This is a genomic window from Sporolactobacillus sp. KGMB 08714, assembly GCF_036598985.1.
Lineage (GTDB): Bacteria > Bacillota > Bacilli > Bacillales > Sporolactobacillaceae > Sporolactobacillus.
The window spans coordinates 162,789-181,370 of record NZ_JAUUBW010000023.1 but is presented as its reverse complement, the minus strand read 5'-3'; the positions used below and the strand labels follow the sequence as shown (position 1 = coordinate 181,370).

Here is an 18,582-nt window from a genome sequence, read left to right as displayed (position 1 = left end):
TTGAAATAAAAGAATCCATGCAGCTGCTTTTATTGGGTATCTGAGGCCACAAATGTCCTTTTAAAGGCTTTTATCGCTGTTTCAAAAGCTTCCGCATCCGGAAGTTCACCGCTCTGATGAATATTATCCAGAATATCGGCATTGTTCTGTTTCAGATAGGCAAGCAGTTCTTTTTCGAAACGCTTGATATCGGAGATGGCTACATCGTCAACGTAACCTTTTGTCAGCGCATAAAGAATGACAACCTGATTCTCGACCGGATACGGATTGTGCAGATCCTGTTTCAGGATTTCTACCGTACGGGCGCCTCTATCCAGTTTGGCTCTCGTCGCCTTGTCCAAATCGGATCCGAATTGGGAAAATGCCTCCAATTCACGGTAAGAAGCAAGGTCCAGCTTGAGCGTTCCGGCTACTTTCTTCATCGCCTTAACCTGCGCGTCGCCGCCGACACGGGAAACCGAGGTCCCGGCATCGACTGCCGGCCGCACGCCTGAATAGAAGAGGTTCGACTCCAGAAAGATCTGGCCGTCGGTGATCGAGATCACATTTGTCGGAATGTAGGCTGAGATATCTCCGGCCTGTGTTTCAATAATCGGCAGGGCCGTAATCGAACCGCCGCCGAGTTTGTCGCTTAATTTTGCCGCCCGCTCAAGCAGCCGGGAATGAAGGTAGAAAACATCCCCAGGGAACGCTTCACGGCCCGGCGGACGGCGAAGCAGCAAGGAAAGTTCACGGTATGCCGCCGCTTGTTTTGACAAGTCATCATAGACAATCAGCACATGTTTGCCGTTGTACATGAACTCCTCGCCCATCGCTACACCGGCATAAGGCGCCAGATAAAGCAACGGAGCGGGTTCGGAAGCTCCGGCCGAAACGACGATCGTCTTTTCCATAACTCCGTAATCTTTCAACGTATTCACAACGCCGGCAACGGTTGATTCCTTCTGTCCGATGGCGACATAGATGCTGATTACATCCTGGTCTTTCTGATTAATGATCGTGTCGATTGCGATCGCTGTTTTACCGGTCTGACGGTCGCCGATGATCAACTCACGCTGTCCGCGGCCGATCGGAATCATCGCGTCAATCGATTTAATCCCGGTTTGCAGAGGTTCGGAAACGTGTTTCCGCTGCATAACGCCGGGTGCCTTTTTTTCAACCGGACGGGTTTTATCCGTATGGATCGGTCCCTTGCCGTCAATCGGCTGACCGAGCGGATTGACGACACGTCCGAGCAGTGCTTCACCGACGGGAACTTCCATAATCCGGCCGGTACGCTTGACTTCGTCCCCTTCATGAATGCCCGTGAAAGGGCCGAGAATGACGATACCAACGTTATCTTCTGCAAGGTTCTGGGCCATGCCCATGACACCGTTGGAAAATTCGACAAGCTCGCCCGACATGATGCTGTCAAGGCCGTGGACGCGGGCAATTCCGTCGCCGACAGTGATCACTGTGCCGACTTCGCTCACTTCAACCGTCGATTGATAATTCTCAATCTGCTGTTTGATTAATGAGCTGATTTCTTCCGCTTTAATGCTCACGATATTTTCACCCCTATTTACCTACTTTAATCTCCTGTCTGAAGCCTGCAAGTCTGCCTGCCATGGTGCCGTCATAGAGAAGATCGCCGATCCGCAGCAAAATGCCGCCGATAATCTCCTTTTTGACTTTGGCATGCATACGCAGCTTCTTTCCGAGAACGTCGCCGAGACGCCGGGCCAGATCCTGACGCTCCTCTTCATCCAGAGGGACGGCAGTCGTTACGGTCACATCAAGAATGCCTCGTTTGACGTCCGCCATATGCGTATAGGCTTCAAGCACTTCATCGATGATTGCTTCGCGTTTACGATCAATGAGCAGTCTCAGGAGGTTCATAACTTCCAGCCCGACCTCTTTATCGAACAGCTTGTCAACCAGTGCCTTCTTTTCAGTGCTGTTTACTTGCGGATGCAGCAATACCCGGCGAAGCTCTTCATTTTCCGAGATCGCATGCGCAACGGAAATCAGCTGACTCTCAATCGTATCAACAGCATCACGTTCTTCCGCGACTTCAAAGAGTGCCTTTGCATAACGGTTAGCTACAATTTCGCTCATTGCTGATTCCCCACCTGCTTCATCAGCTGATCGATTTCTTTAGAGTAGTCTTTCGCATTGATCTCTTTTTCAAGCAATTTGGATGCAAGCAGGACAGAAAGATCGGCTACTTCATCACGTATTGAAGCGACGGCTTTTTCTTTCTCCTGATTGATTTCTTCATATGCTTCTTTGATCAGACGATCCGACCGGTTTTTGGCCGCATCGATAATACCCTGTGACTCGGCTGCTGCCTGCTTTTTCGCCTGTTCAATCATTGCGCGCGATTCTTCGCGCACCTTGTCCAGTTCAACTTTCTGCTGCGCCAGATATTTTTGCGATTCTTCACGCGAGTTTTCCGCTTCCGTGATCTGATTGTTGATGTATTTTTTACGCTTTTCCATAATAGCGGCAACCGGCCCGACAGCCTTCCAGGCGACGAGAGCCATCAAAATCAGAAAAATCACTATCTGGGCAAGAATCGTTCCTAAGGAAAATGACATCGCATGGTCACTCCTTTCGCCAATTGTTTTTTGCCATCAATCGTTGTCTGTTCTATTCGGAAATTTCTCGGGCGGCACCGGTCGCCGCGCGCCCGTCTCTTAAATCATTAAAGGTTTTTACAAGAAAGCGGGGGTGAAAAATTCCCACGACCGTTTTTCTTACCCGACAAGTCCGAAGAGTACCAGAATACCGAAAGCGATGGAAATAATCGGCAGGGCTTCAATCAGACCGAAAAGGATCATCGTCTGGCCGAACAGAGTGCCCCTTGCCTCAGGCTGGCGGGCAATGCCTTCCATATAACGGGCGAACAAAATACTGTCGCCGATACCTGCTGCAAGAGCTCCTAAACCGATCATGAGTGCACCAGCAAGAATTGTAGTCATAAAAAGATTCCTCCCAAATGTCTTATGTTTTGTACCACACTAAATGTGTAAAATCCCGTAACCGGACGGTTAATTTGCGGACACTTTCTGTCCGATGTAAACCATTGCCAGAACAGTAAAGATGTAAGCCTGGATGCAGCCGACAAAGACGGAAAAGCCCATCCACACAATGAGCGGGACTGCCGTCAGGTACAGTGCGCCGTCCCGTAAAATGAGAATCAGCACTTCGCCGGCGAAAATATTCGCCCAGAGCCGGGCCGCATGAGTGACCGGCTTTGCCAGTTCATCAATGACGTTGAATGGAAACATCCACCAATACGGTTTAAAATAATCTCTCGCGTAAACAAGCGGATGTTTCACCGCACCGGCAAGATGCGCATAGATCATGATGGCGCCGGCCATCGCGACGGTCACATTCAGATCCGAAGTCGGTGATTTGAACCAGCTGACCGTATGAGTCGTTTTCAGCATATCCGCCGTAATCCCGAGTGAGGGAACCGGTCCGGTAACCTGCGCCGTGGCAATGACAATAATGCCCAGCAGATTGGCGATCAGGACGAAAAGAAATGTGGTCAGTGCAAAACTGATGTATTTATAGGATTCCTTCTTTTCCATCATGATGCCGGTAATACCGTCGATAAAATCAATGATGTACTCCATCACGTTCTGTTTTCCCGTCGGACGGATGCTGAGACGACGCGTCAGCGCCATGACAATCAAAAATACAATTACGGCCGTAACAAGGCTTCCTATAATGACCGTCAGATCAAATGTCATTCCGAGAAACTTCACTTTCGGAGTCAGATCCAAGAGTCTCCCCCCCTTCATCCGAAGAAGCTGTTTTTCTTAAAGAGCAAAAACTCATCACCGCCACAAGCAAGATACAGTCGGACAATAAGGACAGTACAAAAGACCGGAAATCAATCAGGACCGGAAAACGGCAACCCGTCAGTACAGCGGCTGCAGCCGTCGGAAAAACGGCCTTCATCTGCAGCTCTGCCTTCATGCGGGAACCTGACAAAACCCGGAGGCCTGTCATCCTCAGTCAAAAAGAAAGATAGAAAGATTATATAAACTGATTAATCTGCCGAAGAGAAACCGTTCACGAACGCCTTCATCGGTCTGATAAACCAGATTACCCCAAAAAGCAGCGGGAGTATACGCGAAAATCGGAAACCGCAGCGAAAACAGCCTGACAGCGGCTCAGTCCTTCATAAAAGATTTCAGCGTATAATAGCAGCTGAACAAACCGAAGAAAAAACCGGCAACGGCACAAATCGGCAGCCACAGATGAGAGAAGCCGAAATGTCCGTCAAGGTATTTGCCGATAAGAGCACCAATGATAATAAATGCAAAAATTTCAAAGCCCATGGCACTGACCATTGCAGCCATCTGTATCGGTTTGATGTCCTTTTTCCCAGCCAAAACCAGACCCCCTTCACGGCTTTCCGGCCCCGTCCGGACCGCTTTTCCGGAAAGCGGAACGAAACCGCCCTGCCTGCCGGAACATCATTTTATGCACCCGGCCGCTTATTGCTGCCGGCGAGTCGGACAAATCAGGATGCGACATAAATTCTGCAAAAACAGTCTGGAAATTTAAGGAATAAAAAAAAGCTCGATACAGTTATTATCGGTCGGCACTCTTCGAAAAATACCGCTACTGTTACAGTTTAGCGAAAGCGCTGTCTTTATGTCAACATCATTTCGATTTTTTGTGATAAATATCACGTCTGTATAAAGAAAGATGTCTCATCCTGACGTTTTCCGCCGGTCTATTCCTTATACCTAGAATTCTAAACATATTTACCGAAACCTGAACACGTAAATTGTGACAAATCTTTAACAAAGAAAATAAACATCGAATGCATTGACTGCTGGACGAAATATTTTTTCATGACGCTCTCAGCATTTTTTCGCCTTATTTTGTTCCAAACAGCCTGTCGCCGGCATCTCCGAGTCCGGGAACGATATAGCCTTTTTCATTCAGTTTCTCGTCAAGCGCCGCAAGATAAATGTCGACATCCGGATGCACTTTCTGTACCTCGCGGACGCCCTCAGGCGCCCCGATCAGGCACATCAGCTTGATATTGACACCGCCGTGCTGTTTAAGAAAGGTGATGGCGGCAGACGCCGATCCGCCGGTTGCCAGCATCGGATCGACAACAATCAGGTCGCGTTCGGAAATATCCTGAGGCAGTTTGACATAATACTCGACCGGTTTGAGCGTATCGGGATCGCGATACAGGCCGATATGGCCGACTTTCGCCGCCGGAATCAATTGAAGCATGCCGTTGACCATTCCGAGACCGGCCCGAAGAATCGGTATAATCCCCATTTTCTTTCCGGCTATTCTATAAGCCCTTGCTTTAGCCACCGGCGTCTGGACTTCCACCTCTTCAAGGGTCAGATCCCGTGTAATTTCAAAAGCCATCAGTGTGGCAACTTCGTCCACCAGTTCCCGGAACGCTTTCGTACCTGTCCTGTAATCCCGGATCATCGTCAGTTTATGCTGAATCAGCGGATGATCTAAAACAACTAACTTACCCATTCAATTGCCCCCCATTTTTGGAACGATGCGGGTTCCGTTCTGCTTTATCTGTCCATAAATAAAAGGGGGATTCCCCCTTGAAATGAATGCCGGACCGCCGCGATGAGCGGGACGCAGCGGAAAAACCGGCAAATTTTTTCAATCATAGTATCATTCGGTTCGCCGGTCATTTTTACGGGCCATTCCCGCGCCTAACCGGCTGATTGTCAGACATTGTCAGACGCCGGTGCCTGTTTTCTCGGTATAGAGCGGATACTTATCCGTCAGCGCTCTGACACGTGACGCCGATTCGGCAAGGACGGTCTCATCGTCCGGATTTTTCAGTGCTCCGGCAATGACAGATGCGACTTCCCGCATATCGTCTTCATTGAACCCGCGCGTTGTAACGGCCGGCGTCCCCATGCGAATGCCGCTCGTTACGAAAGGCTTCTCCGGATCGAACGGAATGGTGTTCTTGTTTGTCGTAATGCCGATGCTGTCAAGTACGGCTTCCGCCTTTTTTCCGGTGATCCCGAGGTTGCGCAGATCGACCAGTACGAGATGATTGTCCGTTCCGCCGGAAACAAGAGTCAGCCCGTGCTTTTGCAGTGCCTCGGCAAAAGCCTTTGCGTTAGCAACAATGCGGCCCTCATACTCCTTAAATGACGGCTGCAGTGCTTCGCCGAAAGCGACCGCCTTGGCAGCGATAATATGCATCAGAGGCCCACCTTGAATACCTGGGAAAATCGCCTTGTCCAATTTCTTGGCAAACCGTTCCTTGCAGAAAATCATACCGCCGCGGGGACCGCGCAATGTCTTGTGTGTTGTCGTTGTGACAAAATCGCAATAAGGAATAGGGCTTGGATGAAGGCCAGCGGCAACAAGGCCGGCAATGTGCGCCATGTCCGCCATCAGATAGGCACCGACCTCATCAGCAATTTCACGGAATTTCTTGAAATCGATGATGCGCGGATAGGCACTTGCACCGGCGACAATCAGCTTCGGTTTATATTTAAGCGCCTGACTTCTTACTTCGTCGAAATCAATCCGCTGCGTGTCTTTAGTGACGCCGTAGTCAACGAAGTTATAGAGACGGCCGCTGAAATTCACCGGGCTGCCGTGCGTCAGATGGCCTCCGTGCGACAGTCTCATGCCCAGCACCGTATCGCCCGGGTCGAGTATGGTTTCATAGACAGCCATGTTCGCCTGCGCTCCCGAATGGGGCTGAACATTCACATGATCGGCACCGAATAGTTTCAGGGCCCGGTCTCTTGCCAGGTTTTCAACTATATCGACAAATTCGCAGCCCCCGTAATAGCGATGACCGGGGTAGCCTTCCGCATACTTGTTGGTCAGAACGGAACCGGCCGCCTCAAGCACTGCCGGACTGACAAAGTTCTCCGAAGCAATCAGCTCAATTTTGCTTCTCTGTCTCCCTAATTCCTTTTCAATTGCCCGGAACACATCGGGATCATGCGCTTCAATTGCCTTCATGAATGGTGTGCAACTCCTCTCAAAATCTTTTTCATGTAAAGTTTATCATATTTTATTGATAAAAAGCTTTATTAAATTCATCTGATTGTCAAATTCAACTTTTTTACTGTCGTAAAGTCCGCCGATCATCGTCATTTCACGGATGTTTTTAAATTTTCCGGCAATTATGGGTCAAAAAGTTTTTAATGAGTATCCCCTCCATTTATGTATCCAGCCGGCCGCGGCTTAAAAACGGCAGCGGGTCTTCCGAAAAGCGACCGTTTAGCACGGGGGCCGGCCTTTTTTTGAATGCTCAGGCGAACGACGCTTGACTCCGCTGAAAAGGAGGATATCCTGCGCGGACAATCATTGCATGGCGAAAACACCCGATCTTTTTCTTGGCTCGCCGCATATTCCTGTAAATCGTGGTGAAAATCGGCAGGAAGTGCCGGCTTATCACCAGAAAAAGCAAAATATCAACAGTAATCGGCAGCAATGTGCGGAAGATCAACAGTAACGGCCAAATAATCACAGTAAACGAACCAAAATCAATAAGTGCAAGTAATCAGAACAGCAGGCTTGTCTGATGGATGGATCAACGCGGCCGGAGTTTTATCAACTTCCGGCCGGATTTGCAAGGCCATCAGCCGGATTCAAGGTCCTTCCGGCCAAATTCGGGGCTCTTCCGGCCAAATTCAGGCTCCTTCCGGCCAAATTCGGGGCTCTTCCGGCCAAATTCAGGGTTCTTCCGGCCGGATTCAGGGTTCTTCCGGCCGGCGCGCCCGATTCCGTTGCACCCGATTGATCAAGTCGTTGCGGAAGCTTATTGATTGCGGAAACGCTCTCCGTCTTTCGAGAGATTGACAGTTTCAGAAACAATTGCTCATCATTGACGGCACAGCAGGAAAATGAGCTAAAGAGATACTCATAAAGAATTTTTTAAGACATCCATCACTAAGAACAAGCCTATAATCGTAAAAAGGGAAAGCAGCCCGCTTTCCCTTTTTACAGTTATGCTATATTCTCCACACCTTTGCCGCTTCCGGATAGACGGCACGTTCTCCGCCGATCAGTTTCGGCCGAGTCCGTGCCATGGTGATATGCGCGTGTCCGATGTGCACAACTCCGCTCCTGACCGGAACCGCAACGGGTTTAAGATGCATGCCGATCAGTGTGTCGCCTATGTCAATGCCGCCGTCCGCTTTGATAAATTCGACAACGACCGGATCCTGCAGATGCTCATAGGCATAAGTCGCCATTGCCCCGCCTGCGTGCCGTACAGGCCGAACGGTAACCGGTTCGTAGCCGCGCTGCTCCGCAATCTTCCGATCCATGACAAGTGCGCGATTCAGGTGTTCGCAGCACTGAAAAGCGAAATGCACGCCTGTCCGGTCATGGCAGGTTGCCACAGCCCGGTAGATCGACGCCGCCACGTCCATAGAGCCCGACGTACCAATGCGTTTTCCGCCCACTTCGCTTGTGCTGCACCCTAAAACAAGCAGATGGCGGGCATCGAAAGCCATCGCTTTCTCAAGATCATGAAGTGCCCGACCTACTTCTTCTATAATATCCTCATTGAGTACTTCCATTTCCATTCCCTTCTTGTTCGAGAGAAGTTCTCTGCCTACTAAGTTTATTATAACAGGTTGAGCACGAATTGATGTCCTAATCTGTGGGAAGCCGAATGTTCAAGCATGTCTAGGGCCGGCGTATAAAATAAATCCGTCCGCCTCTACAAAAAGGCAGACGATACAATCACAAGCGGAAAAATCCCGACAGAATCAAAACATCTGATTTTCACCAATCCCTCCGGCACGGCTGGACACCGATTCGACATTCCGTCGGAAATTTTTAAGCCCGCTCTCGACAATTCCCCGGGAAATTCTGTGTTGAAAAAGCGGAAATCAACGCAAAAAAAGAGGAGCGAACGGGACATACAAGGAGAATATGCACAGTTTGCTTTAGTTTGTTTCCTTTTGTCAGAGGAGGGTTAAGGCCGTCTATCCTTGGAGCAGAGAAAGTCCCATGGAACTTACGCATCGAATCGAGAAGGTTAAACTCCACGGAAGCGGCAATGCTGCGTTCCGGCTATTCTCGGCTATGACGGGAATGACTCCCCTGTGTCTGCTCTTCTCAGCGCAATTTATCGGTCGTTACGCTGAGTTTATCGGTCGTCGATACAGGTTTATCAGTCGTTTTATTCAATTTACCGGTCATCAGCTGAGATTTATCGGCCTCCCGCTCATGTTTATCGGTCGTTATGCTGAGTTTATCGGTCGTCGATACAGGTTTATCAGTCGTTTTATTCGATTTATCGGTCATCAGCTGAGATTTATCGGCCTTCCGCTCATGTTTATCGGTCGTCACCCATTTATCACTGTATCCGCCTGCCGCATTCTGCAGATCGGACCCATCTTGAACTACATGAGTCAGCCTGACAAATGCTCCGTTCGCCTTCGGTCAGAGATGAAGGTGAAACAGCAGCTTTAAGCCGAATATGAACATGATCATGCCGCCCAGCGCCTCCCCATACCGCCCGAAAAAACGATGGGTTCGTCTTCCGACAAAAAAACCGGCCCAGGCCATAATCATACTCAGCAGGCCGAAAAGGAGAATCGTGAACATGACTCTCGCTCCGAAAATGCCCATGCTGAGTCCGACCGAAAAACTATCAATGCTGACACTGATGGCAAAAAGCATCAGTCCGGCGTCTGTCGTGTAGATCAATTCTTTCGGTCCCCGGTCACGGCTCATTACGGAAAAGATCATCTGGATCCCAATCAGAATCAGAAGAACGCCGCCGGCTCTTCCGGCAATATCACCGAAACGATGGGACAGAATGTGCCCGAGAGCCATGCCGGCAAGCGGCATCAGCGAGTGAAAAAAACCGATCATCGTGCCGATTTTCACGGCCTGTCTCAGCCGAAAATCGCTCATGCCCATTCCCATGCACACAGAAAAGGCATCCATCCCGAGAGCCAGCGCCATCATACATAAGGTCATGCCTTCGCCGATCAGATCAGCTGCCGTCAAGCCCGCTCCCCCCTTCCTGTCCCGTAAATCACTTTATGCATGTCCACCGGACAATAGAAGGAGAAATGAAACGTTTTGATGAGAAAGCCAGATGCTGCGCGGCTTAGAATGCCAAATTGCGGATACAGCGGCTTCACATGAAGCCGCTCTGCGCACAGAAGCCCAGATTTCTTCTTCAAAAAAGAAAAAATCTGGGCTTACGGAATTCCAACCTATGAAATAAACGTTTAATCAAGCATCTATCTTTTATGTCTGCCCGACGGTCCCGGGCAGCAGGCAGCGCCCGGTTCTCTTTCTGCAAAAGCCGGACGTTTCCTACTCTATGACCCGGCCGGCCGCCGCTTTGGACAGACGGTTCATAATCGCCTTGCCGATGCCTTCTTCCGCAAACGTTTCGCTATAGATTACATCGACTTTTCTGCTGTCAAAATCCCTGAGTACGGCGAACAGATTGTGGGCAACGCTTTCCGGCTCACTTCGCCGGCCGCAGGCAAGCACGACATCGGCAAGCGGATAACGGGTTCTGTTTTCTTCCGTCGTCAGAACGCCGACCCGCCGATCGCTGTTTTTCTCGTGAGCGACGAGGCCGCGGATCTGTTCCCCGCCGCCCGGCACTAGATACATGACGGCTTCCGGAGCATAATGCTTGTACTTCATTCCCGGTGCTTTTGGAGTCTGATCCGGGCGGGTCATGGCCGGGTCGTCGGCAACCGGACCGATTGCCTCAATCAGCTGTTCGCGGGAAATGCCTCCGGGACGAAGAATGGTAACGGGCGTGGTTGTGCAGTCGACAACAGTGGATTCGACGCCCACCCCGGTCTCGCCGCCGTCAATGATTCCGGCGATACGGCCGTCCAGGTCATGCAGTACATGCTCGGCTTTCGTCGGGCTCGGATGCCCGGACCGATTCGCCGACGGGGCCGCGATCGGCAAATGGGCTGCACGGATCAACGCGCGGGCTACCGGATGGTCCGGCATTCGGATCGCTACGGTCGACAGTCCGGCCGTTACTGCATCGGATACTTCGCCGCGCGAAGGCAGAACGAGGGTCAGCGGCCCCGGCCAAAAAGTATCCATCAGTTTTTTGGCAATCGGATTGATCTCCGTACAGATTTCCCTGACCTGCTCCAGCGTCGCAACATGAACAATCAGCGGATTGTCGCTCGGCCTTCCTTTTGCTTCATATATTTTCTTAATCGGTTCTCTTGATTTCGCATTTCCCCCCAGTCCGTACACCGTTTCCGTAGGAAAAGCGACGACCTCACCTTCGATCAGGCATTGCGCCGCAGCTTTGATCTGCGGATCATTTTCCAGCCCGGCGGCCTGAGGATCCGCCCGCCACTGTTTTGTCTCTACCATGACGATTTCTCCTTTTTATTCAATAAATTAACCGCTCCGTCCCGTTTGCTTTCAGATCACCACACTGCAAAAACCGGCTTTTCGGCCGGTCCGTTTGCTTTATATTTGCTATCAGTATACACCATTTTACCATTCTTAGGCTGTGCCCCTCAACGGTCCGCCGCGAGCCCCGCCTTTTATCCCATCACTGCATCCCAGAGTTTCACAACAAAGTCAAAGACGAACGAGTGAACTTCAACCTGCTTGGCCTGAGCCCCTGCCCGGCCGGCCGCTGCGGTTTTCATTGAAGCCTTCTGCGCAGAGCCGGATATGCCATTTGTATAGTTGTCCCTGACCGCCTCGCTGTTGGAAAAGTCGAGGAAACAGAGCGGAGGAAACAGGACACACCACCAGTTGGCTCCCTTCCCGTCACCGAGTGAGAGCACCAGAGCCTTATATTTTCCGGCAGGGTAGACATAATTTCCGTACATTTTTGTCGGAAAGTCCGCCTCTCCGAGTTTTATATTGAAAGTCTCACTTGCATGAACCTTGCGCAGCGTTTGCCTGACAATCTGCCGCAGTTCAGGCATGTGAGAGCGGATGACCGTATCGGCCTGCTTCTCCGATTTCAGATCTCTGACCCAGCCGGTGATGTTGCTGTTGACCGCATCGCGCACCTGGCGTTTCACTGCCTGATCGGCGGGCGTGTCGCTGTTTGCAAGAATACGCAGCCGGATCGCATCCTGCGGGATCGGTCCCTGCCCGGCCGCCTGGAACGGACCGTTTTGCCAGAAGAAAAAAACAGATGCTAGAGTGATAGATAATAGAATAAATGCGGATAAGGATTTTTTCATGAGACCCGCCTCCTTATCCGACATTGTAGTCAGGAAGACGGGAAACTAAACATGCCCGGCGGAGATTATTTTTTCTCGATGACAGCCAGAACGTTGCGGTCGCGCCCCGACAGATCCTTTTCAACCGCCAGATTTTCAATCCGGCCCGGAAATGCCTGTTCCACCAGTGCCTGTACCGCCGGGCCTTGCGAAGCGCCGATCTCGAACGCCAGCAGAATACGGGGCCTGCTCCCGATGATTGCCGGAAGTATCTGCAGAATCCGGCGATAAAAATCGAGGCCGTCTTCCCCGCCGAACAAGGCCAGATGCGGTTCATAATTCTTCACCGTGTCGCTCAATTCCCCCATTTCCAGGCAGGATATATAGGGAGGATTGGAAACAAGCACATCGAACGCTCCGCCTTTGAACGGTTCAAGCAGGCTGCCCTTCCGGAACAGGACCGGCGCCCCCAGAATCTTCGCGTTTTCCTCGGCAATCACAAGCGCATTGGCTGAGATATCGACTGCGGCCACCCGCCATTCGGGATGTTCCAGAGCAAGCGTCACGGCAATCGCTCCGCTGCCGGTCCCAATATCGCAGACGGACAATCGGGAGCCGGCAGCGAAAAATCGCTTGGCCCAGACCCCGACCCGGTAAACCAGTTCTTCCGTTTCCGGGCGCGGAATCAGTACATCGGGAGTCACCTTGAACAGGCGGCCGTAAAACGGCGTCTGTCCGATCATATACTGGGCAGGCGTCCCTTTCAGCGCATGCTCCATGATATGCTCTCTCAGCCAGGCGGCGTCCTGATCCGAGAGCGGTTCGCGGATATCGGCCAGAAGATCCGTCCGCGTCAGGCCGAGCCTGCTGCAAAGCAGAATTTCGCCGATGTTTTCGTCGCGATTGTATTTTTTTAAAAAAGAGGACGCCCACCTGAGCGCTTCAAATCGTTTCCATGTCACCGGACATCCGCCTGTTCCATTTTTTTCGCCTGTTCATTTAAAATCAGCGCGTTGATAATTTCGTCAAGTTTTCCGTTCAGGACCTGGTCGAGCTGGTGAACGGTCAGCCCGATCCGGTGATCGGTCACGCGATTCTGAGAAAAGTTGTAAGTACGGATCCGTTCGGAACGGTCTCCGCTGCCCACTGCCGATTTTCTTGTCGAATCGTACTTCGCCTGCGCTTCTCTTCGATATTTGTCATAGACGCGGGCGCGCAGCACTTTCATCGCCTTTTCTTTATTTTTGATCTGCGATCGCTCCTCCTGGCAGGAGACAACAATGCCGGTCGGGATATGTGTCAGCCGGATCGCCGACATCGTTGTGTTGACGCTCTGCCCGCCGGGACCGCTGGAAGCGAAACGGTCGACACGGATGTCCTTCTCGTTCAGCTCGACCTCGACCTCTTCTGCTTCCGGAAGAACGGCTACTGTTGCGGTCGACGTGTGAATCCGCCCTCCCGATTCCGTTTCCGGCACCCGCTGAACGCGGTGCGCGCCGTTTTCATACTTCAGCCTGGAATATGCGCCCTTGCCGGTAACCATAAAGACGATTTCCTTATAGCCTCCGATTTCATTCGGGCTGGCATCGACAATCTCTGTCTTCCAGTTCTGCTGTTCGGCGTAACGTGAATACATCTTAAACAAGTCGCCCGCAAACAGTGCCGCCTCATCGCCGCCCGCCGCACTGCGGATCTCAACGATCACATTGCGGTCATCGTTCGGATCCTTCGGAATGAGCAGCCGCTTGAGCCGCTCTTCAAGCGACGCTTTCTCGGCCCCGAGACGGTCGATCTCATCGTGAACCATTTCTTTCATACCGGCGTCCATCCGGTCGTCGAGCATGGTTTTCGCATCGCCGAGTTCAGCAATCGTTTTTTTATAACTCCGGTAGACGGCGACGATCTCCTGAAGATCCGACTGCTCCTTTGAATAGTCGCGCAGCTTTTTCGGATTGTTGACCACGTCGGGATCGGCCAGAAGCTGGTTCAGTTTCTCATAGCGCTCCTCCAGCGTCTGTAATCGTTCAAACATTTTTTCACCCCATCTATTGCAGAAAAGCATCCGGCATCCGTGTATGATTCTTTAATCATTATATTATACGTTTCTTTAACGCGTCAAAAACAGGCGGACGAACCGTGTCAGATTGGCGGATGCAGATAGCAGCGCCTGCAGACCGGATAATAGCTCTCATTGCCGCCGATCTGAATCTGATCGCCGCTGTAGACCGGTTTTCCGTTGCCGTCAATCCTCAGATTCATCGTTGCTTTTCTCTCGCAGAACCAGCAGATCGTTTTTATTTCTTCGATCTTGTCGGCATAGAGCAGCAGATACTTGCTTCCTTCAAACAGCTCATTGCGAAAATCATTTTTGAGTCCGAATCCCATCACGGGAATATGGCATTCATCGACTATTTTCGCCAGCTGAAGCACATGGACTTTCGTCAGAAACTGGGCTTCATCGACCAGAACACAGTAAGGCCGCGGTTGATAATCGCAGACGATGCTGAAAATATCGGTTTCGGGAAAAATCGGAATCGCCTTTCGCTTGAATCCGATCCGGCTGGAAATCGATCCGACTCCGTCCCGATTGTCCAGACCCGATGTAAACAGCAGAACGGGTTTCCCCTGTTTCTCGTAGCTGTGCGCGACTTTAATGATCTCAATCGATTTGCCGCTGTTCATCGTTCCATACTTGAAGAAGAGCTGTGCCATTTTTTTCTTCCCTTCCGCGTCTTAAAAATCATTGTTCCGATCTAACCGCCGGCCGGATTCAGCAGCTTTCCCGTGTTTCAGCGTGTGTTTCCTATCAGAACCCGGCCGGATCCGACCGGCTGCGCTGCAAAAGAATCGGCCGGCGGCTAAACAGCCAAGGTTTTTCCTTAAGGCCGAGCATTATTTTCATTGGAAAATCCGGCCTCGCCAGGCCTCCGGCGCAGACAGGCCTTCGCTGCAGGGACGGGGCCGCAGGACGCGGCGCTTCCCATTCGGCCGCTTATCCTATTTTATACTTTCCGCGGTATAAAAAAACAGGCAGGATGCCCTGCCCGCATTTTCTGCCTCTCAGGTTCAAAAAAGCGAAAACGGCCGATTCCGCATGGCACAGTTGAAAAACAAATCCTGTGCCGATCGAAAAAGCCGTTTTAATTTCCTGCCGAATATCAAAACCAGATCATTTGATGTTATATTTCTTCTTAAATCGATCGACACGGCCGCCCTTGTCTGCAAATTTCTGGCGGCCTGTATAAAACGGATGCGAATCGGAACTGATTTCGACCGTTATCAGCGGATATTCGTTGCCGTCTTCCCACTTGATCGTTTGATTCGATGTTTTTGTAGAACCGCTCAGAAATTTGAAACCGGTGCTTGCGTCCATAAATACAACGGGATGGTAATCAGGATGGATGCCTGCTTTCATCTCATTCATCTCCTTTTCGCCCTGACTGTTCTCTCAAGCCAGAGTCTGATAGCATAATGCACAACGAGTATTATAGCAAGCCGGCCGGCGATTTGCAAGCGTCCGTTCCGCGTGCTTGCGTAGACAGGCGGCCGCAGCCTTCATCCGGCAGAAAATCGTCTATACCGAAACGAAGAGCGGCCGCAGCAGGCCGCACAATGAACGTGCTGTCAGCTCTGTGCATGAATCAGGCCGCTTTTTTCCTTATCAAACAGATCGAAAAATTCCTGATTCGACTTGGTTTCCCTGATCCGTTTATAAAAATGTTCCACAAATTCCTGTGATTCATCCATCGTCTTGCGCATGGTCCACAGTTTTTCAAGATGATCCTGACTGATCAGCAGTTCCTCTTTTCTCGTTCCCGAACGGCGGATATCGATTGCCGGGAAAATGCGCCGTTCCGCGAGACGGCGGTCGAGGTGCAGTTCCATGTTGCCTGTTCCCTTGAACTCTTCATAAATCACGTCGTCCATACGCGATCCCGTGTCGATCAGCGCCGTGGCCAAAATCGTCAGGCTGCCGCCTTCTTCAATATTCCGCGCCGCACCGAAGAACTTTTTCGGTTTGTGGAAAGCCGCGGGATCGATCCCGCCGGAAAGCGTGCGGCCGCTCGGCGGAATGACAAGATTGTAGGCACGTGCCAGCCGGGTCAGGCTGTCCATGAGGATGACGACGTCCCGCTTGTGCTCAACGAGACGCATGGCCCGCTCAAGCACAAGCTCCGATACTTTTACATGATTCTCGGGCACTTCGTCAAAGGTCGAGCTGACGACATCTCCTTTGACCGAGCGTTCGATATCCGTCACTTCCTCAGGCCGCTCATCGACAAGCAGAACCATCAGTTCCACGTTCGGATAATTGATGCTGACGCTGTTTGCAATCTCTTTCAGCAGCGTTGTCTTTCCGGCCTTCGGAGGCGCGACAATCAGTCCGCGCTGCCCGAATCCGACCGGAGAGATCATATCGATAATCCGCGTCGAAAAGCTTTCTCTCGTTGTTTCTAAAATCATCTGCCGGTTCGGGTAGAGCGGAGTCAGCGCCGGAAAATGGACCCGTTCTTTCGCCGTATCGGGATTTTCCCCATTGATCGCCTCAACCCTCAGCAGGCCGAAATAGCGCTCGTTTTCTTTCGGCGGCCGTACCTTGCCCGTTACTTTATCGCCATTGCGCAGGTCGAAGCGGCGAATCTGTGAAGCAGAAATATAAATATCCTCCGAACTCGGTGAATAGTTGATCGGGCGCAGGAAACCGAACCCTTCCGTCGGAATGATTTCCAGAATGCCTTCCATCAGGGACAGCCCATCCTGTTCCGCCTGCTTCTTCAATATCGAAAAAATCAGTTCGCGTTTGGTCAGTTTGCTGTAATAGGATACTTTGAATTCCTTAGCATGCTCATATAATTCTTTCAGTTTCATATTTTCCAATTCTGCTAATGTTATTGTCATTATCGCACCACACTTCTTTAGAGTTGTATTGCCATTTTTTCGATTGTCTTTTATGGTGAAAGGTGTTTAATTTAGAAGGTCTCATGCTGATGCTTGCCGTCGGCATGGTTTCATGCCCGAAATGTAAGAAGCCCGCACGTTGCTGTGCGCCGGAGAGAAAACTGGAGCTCATTTGAAAGAGTATCACTTGCGCGAACACAAGCTGATGAGGCGATCAGGAAACGGACAACCCGTCTCCATAATCAGATCGCAGACTGAGCCACTGATCGAACTGCCTAATTCACCCGATTTTAAACTTATTCTATTTCTTTTTTATCACATTATACCCGTTTTAGCAACTCTTACAACATTAAAAAAACGAAAACTTCGGCGGCAGACTGGGACCGGGACGGTATTTCCGCTGCCGTCCGCTGTTCCGGCTGCACCTTCGGGCAAATAAAAAACACGGAAAACAATTCATCCGCGTTTTTCCATTTTTTCTTTTCAATATGTTCTTCTAATCCCTTTTCTCAGACTACCTGTATTTCAGGAAGCACGAGACCCGGTTTCCGGCTGAGGATGTGTGCCCCGTTAATAAAACGGAGTGTGCCCGATTTTGCACGCATGACCAGTGAATGGGTCTCGCCCCGGTCCGCCTTGGGATAACGAACGCCCCGCAGCAATTCGCCGTCCGTTACGCCTGTAGCGGCAAAAATCGCATCATCGCCGCTGACCAGATCCTCCATGCGCAGGACCTTGCCCGGATCCTCGATCCCCATACGGCGGCAGCGTTCCTTTTCATGAACGGAGCGGGGCAGAAGCCGGCCCTGGAAATCACCACCCAGACACTTCATTGCCACCGCCGAAATCACGCCTTCAGGTGCGCCTCCCGACCCAAGCAGCATATCTACCCCCGTCTTGTCAAATGCTGCATTTAACGCACCGGCAATATCTCCCGCGGGAATCAGTTTGATTCGCGCCCCCGCTTTGCGGATCTCGGCAATCAGCCGTTCATGCCGTTCCCTGTCCAGAACGGTCACGACCAGATCGCAGACGTCCTTTCCTTTGGCCTTCGCTACCGCCCGCAGATTATCGGCCACCGGAGCATCAATGTCGACCTTCCCCGCCGCTTCGCATCCGACAGCCAGCTTATCCATATACATATCCGGCGCATGCAGCAGATGGCCGTGATCGGCGACCGCCAGCACAGCCATCGCATTCCACGAACCTGCCGCTACGATGCTCGTTCCTTCAAGCGGATCAACCGCGACATCGACTTCGGGTCCGCAGCCCGTGCCGAGCCGCTCACCGATATAAAGCATCGGTGCATGGTCCATCTCCCCTTCGCCGATCACAACAGTTCCGCGCATCGGAATCGTATCGAAAACACGACGCATGGATGAAGTTGCCGCTTCATCCGCCTCATCTTTTTTACCAAGCCCCATCCATCTTGCCGATCCCAGGGCTGCCGCTTCCGTCACCCGGACAAGTTCCATTGACAAACTTCTTTCCACGTCATTAGCCCCTTTTCAAAGAG

The 18,582-nt window shown here is 51.3% G+C and carries 20 protein-coding genes; 1 reads left to right on the top strand and 19 read right to left on the bottom strand.

What is annotated here, in order from left to right:
- Nucleotides 1-29: 29 nt before the first annotated feature.
- The 8 genes from atpA to glyA form a co-directional block, all read right to left on the bottom strand.
- A complete protein-coding gene (atpA, locus tag Q6A92_RS11630) occupies nucleotides 30-1,544 on the bottom strand; it encodes a F0F1 ATP synthase subunit alpha (RefSeq protein ID WP_332238250.1) in 1,515 nt (504 codons plus the stop codon).
- A 13-nt stretch (nucleotides 1,545-1,557) separates the two neighbouring features.
- Nucleotides 1,558-2,097: a F0F1 ATP synthase subunit delta gene (locus Q6A92_RS11625; RefSeq protein WP_274398839.1), complete on the bottom strand. Its 540-nt coding sequence runs from the start codon at nucleotides 2,095-2,097 to the stop codon at nucleotides 1,558-1,560.
- Nucleotides 2,094-2,579 (bottom strand): F0F1 ATP synthase subunit B, encoded by a 486-nt coding sequence (gene atpF, locus Q6A92_RS11620; protein ID WP_274398841.1) that lies wholly within the window; start codon nucleotides 2,577-2,579, stop codon nucleotides 2,094-2,096. The genes Q6A92_RS11625 and atpF overlap by 4 nt, the downstream gene beginning before the upstream one ends.
- Before the next feature lie 159 nt (nucleotides 2,580-2,738).
- Entirely contained in the window at nucleotides 2,739-2,963 is a 225-nt protein-coding gene (gene atpE / locus Q6A92_RS11615) for a F0F1 ATP synthase subunit C (RefSeq protein ID WP_274398843.1), read from the bottom strand.
- 69 nt (nucleotides 2,964-3,032) lie between these two features.
- Nucleotides 3,033-3,773 carry a F0F1 ATP synthase subunit A gene (gene atpB / locus Q6A92_RS11610; RefSeq protein ID WP_274398845.1) on the bottom strand — a complete coding sequence of 247 codons (741 nt, stop codon included), beginning with the start codon at nucleotides 3,771-3,773 and terminating at the stop codon, nucleotides 3,033-3,035.
- Between the two features lie 393 nt (nucleotides 3,774-4,166).
- Nucleotides 4,167-4,388, bottom strand: coding sequence for an AtpZ/AtpI family protein (locus tag Q6A92_RS11605; RefSeq protein ID WP_274398846.1), 222 nt, complete (start codon nucleotides 4,386-4,388; stop codon nucleotides 4,167-4,169).
- A gap of 493 nt (nucleotides 4,389-4,881) precedes the next feature.
- Complete coding sequence (upp, locus tag Q6A92_RS11600) at nucleotides 4,882-5,511, bottom strand: uracil phosphoribosyltransferase (protein WP_274398848.1); 630 nt, start codon at nucleotides 5,509-5,511, stop codon at nucleotides 4,882-4,884.
- Between the two features lie 216 nt (nucleotides 5,512-5,727).
- Nucleotides 5,728-6,984, bottom strand: a complete 1,257-nt coding sequence (glyA, locus tag Q6A92_RS11595) for a serine hydroxymethyltransferase (protein ID WP_274398850.1) — start codon at nucleotides 6,982-6,984, stop codon at nucleotides 5,728-5,730.
- A gap of 565 nt (nucleotides 6,985-7,549) precedes the next feature.
- Here glyA and Q6A92_RS11590 point away from each other — a divergent pair.
- Nucleotides 7,550-7,768 carry a hypothetical protein gene (locus tag Q6A92_RS11590; RefSeq protein WP_332238249.1) on the top strand — a complete coding sequence of 73 codons (219 nt, stop codon included), beginning with the start codon at nucleotides 7,550-7,552 and terminating at the stop codon, nucleotides 7,766-7,768.
- A 211-nt stretch (nucleotides 7,769-7,979) separates the two neighbouring features.
- Here Q6A92_RS11590 and Q6A92_RS11585 read toward each other — a convergent pair whose 3' ends face one another.
- From Q6A92_RS11585 to glpX, 11 genes are all read right to left on the bottom strand, one after another.
- Entirely contained in the window at nucleotides 7,980-8,552 is a 573-nt protein-coding gene (locus tag Q6A92_RS11585; RefSeq protein ID WP_274398854.1) for a TIGR01440 family protein, read from the bottom strand.
- Between the two features lie 544 nt (nucleotides 8,553-9,096).
- Nucleotides 9,097-9,330 (bottom strand): hypothetical protein, encoded by a 234-nt coding sequence (locus Q6A92_RS11580; protein WP_332238248.1) that lies wholly within the window; start codon nucleotides 9,328-9,330, stop codon nucleotides 9,097-9,099.
- 93 nt (nucleotides 9,331-9,423) lie between these two features.
- Nucleotides 9,424-9,966 (bottom strand): manganese efflux pump MntP, encoded by a 543-nt coding sequence (locus Q6A92_RS11575; protein WP_274399191.1) that lies wholly within the window; start codon nucleotides 9,964-9,966, stop codon nucleotides 9,424-9,426.
- 345 nt (nucleotides 9,967-10,311) lie between these two features.
- Nucleotides 10,312-11,355, bottom strand: a complete 1,044-nt coding sequence (locus Q6A92_RS11570; protein ID WP_274398855.1) for an L-threonylcarbamoyladenylate synthase — start codon at nucleotides 11,353-11,355, stop codon at nucleotides 10,312-10,314.
- A 176-nt stretch (nucleotides 11,356-11,531) separates the two neighbouring features.
- Nucleotides 11,532-12,188 carry a stage II sporulation protein R gene (gene spoIIR / locus Q6A92_RS11565; protein ID WP_332238247.1) on the bottom strand — a complete coding sequence of 219 codons (657 nt, stop codon included), beginning with the start codon at nucleotides 12,186-12,188 and terminating at the stop codon, nucleotides 11,532-11,534.
- 65 nt (nucleotides 12,189-12,253) lie between these two features.
- Nucleotides 12,254-13,129 carry a peptide chain release factor N(5)-glutamine methyltransferase gene (prmC, locus tag Q6A92_RS11560; protein WP_332238246.1) on the bottom strand — a complete coding sequence of 292 codons (876 nt, stop codon included), beginning with the start codon at nucleotides 13,127-13,129 and terminating at the stop codon, nucleotides 12,254-12,256.
- On the bottom strand, nucleotides 13,126-14,199 hold the full coding sequence (gene prfA, locus Q6A92_RS11555) for a peptide chain release factor 1 (protein ID WP_274398860.1): 1,074 nt from the start codon (nucleotides 14,197-14,199) through the stop codon (nucleotides 13,126-13,128). Before prfA ends, prmC begins: the two co-directional genes overlap by 4 nt.
- Before the next feature lie 107 nt (nucleotides 14,200-14,306).
- Nucleotides 14,307-14,879: a thymidine kinase gene (locus tag Q6A92_RS11550; protein WP_274398861.1), complete on the bottom strand. Its 573-nt coding sequence runs from the start codon at nucleotides 14,877-14,879 to the stop codon at nucleotides 14,307-14,309.
- 457 nt (nucleotides 14,880-15,336) lie between these two features.
- The gene (locus Q6A92_RS11545) at nucleotides 15,337-15,582 is read right to left on the bottom strand and encodes a type B 50S ribosomal protein L31 (RefSeq protein ID WP_274399193.1); all 246 of its coding nucleotides are present in this window, start codon (nucleotides 15,580-15,582) and stop codon (nucleotides 15,337-15,339) included.
- A gap of 209 nt (nucleotides 15,583-15,791) precedes the next feature.
- Nucleotides 15,792-17,066, bottom strand: a complete 1,275-nt coding sequence (gene rho / locus Q6A92_RS11540) for a transcription termination factor Rho (protein ID WP_274398862.1) — start codon at nucleotides 17,064-17,066, stop codon at nucleotides 15,792-15,794.
- A 509-nt stretch (nucleotides 17,067-17,575) separates the two neighbouring features.
- Complete coding sequence (glpX, locus tag Q6A92_RS11535; RefSeq protein ID WP_274398863.1) at nucleotides 17,576-18,559, bottom strand: class II fructose-bisphosphatase; 984 nt, start codon at nucleotides 18,557-18,559, stop codon at nucleotides 17,576-17,578.
- Nucleotides 18,560-18,582: the final 23 nt, after the last annotated feature.

Bases quoted from the DNA above. Each gene is read 5' to 3' on its own strand.
- Q6A92_RS11625 (WP_274398839.1), bottom strand. From the start codon at position 2,097: ATGAGCGAAATTGTAGCTAACCGTTATGCAAAGGCACTCTTTGAAGTC.
- atpF (WP_274398841.1), bottom strand. From the start codon at position 2,579: ATGTCATTTTCCTTAGGAACGATTCTTGCCCAGATAGTGATTTTTCTG.
- atpE (WP_274398843.1), bottom strand. From the start codon at position 2,963: ATGACTACAATTCTTGCTGGTGCACTCATGATCGGTTTAGGAGCTCTT.
- upp (WP_274398848.1), bottom strand. From the start codon at position 5,511: ATGGGTAAGTTAGTTGTTTTAGATCATCCGCTGATTCAGCATAAACTG.
- glyA (WP_274398850.1), bottom strand. From the start codon at position 6,984: ATGAAGGCAATTGAAGCGCATGATCCCGATGTGTTCCGGGCAATTGAA.
- Q6A92_RS11590 (WP_332238249.1), top strand. From the start codon at position 7,550: ATGGATGGATCAACGCGGCCGGAGTTTTATCAACTTCCGGCCGGATTT.
- Q6A92_RS11585 (WP_274398854.1), bottom strand. From the start codon at position 8,552: ATGGAAGTACTCAATGAGGATATTATAGAAGAAGTAGGTCGGGCACTT.
- Q6A92_RS11575 (WP_274399191.1), bottom strand. From the start codon at position 9,966: ATGACCTTATGTATGATGGCGCTGGCTCTCGGGATGGATGCCTTTTCT.
- Q6A92_RS11570 (WP_274398855.1), bottom strand. From the start codon at position 11,355: ATGGTAGAGACAAAACAGTGGCGGGCGGATCCTCAGGCCGCCGGGCTG.
- spoIIR (WP_332238247.1), bottom strand. From the start codon at position 12,188: ATGAAAAAATCCTTATCCGCATTTATTCTATTATCTATCACTCTAGCA.
- prfA (WP_274398860.1), bottom strand. From the start codon at position 14,199: ATGTTTGAACGATTACAGACGCTGGAGGAGCGCTATGAGAAACTGAAC.
- Q6A92_RS11550 (WP_274398861.1), bottom strand. From the start codon at position 14,879: ATGGCACAGCTCTTCTTCAAGTATGGAACGATGAACAGCGGCAAATCG.
- Q6A92_RS11545 (WP_274399193.1), bottom strand. From the start codon at position 15,582: ATGAAAGCAGGCATCCATCCTGATTACCATCCCGTTGTATTTATGGAC.
- rho (WP_274398862.1), bottom strand. From the start codon at position 17,066: ATGACAATAACATTAGCAGAATTGGAAAATATGAAACTGAAAGAATTA.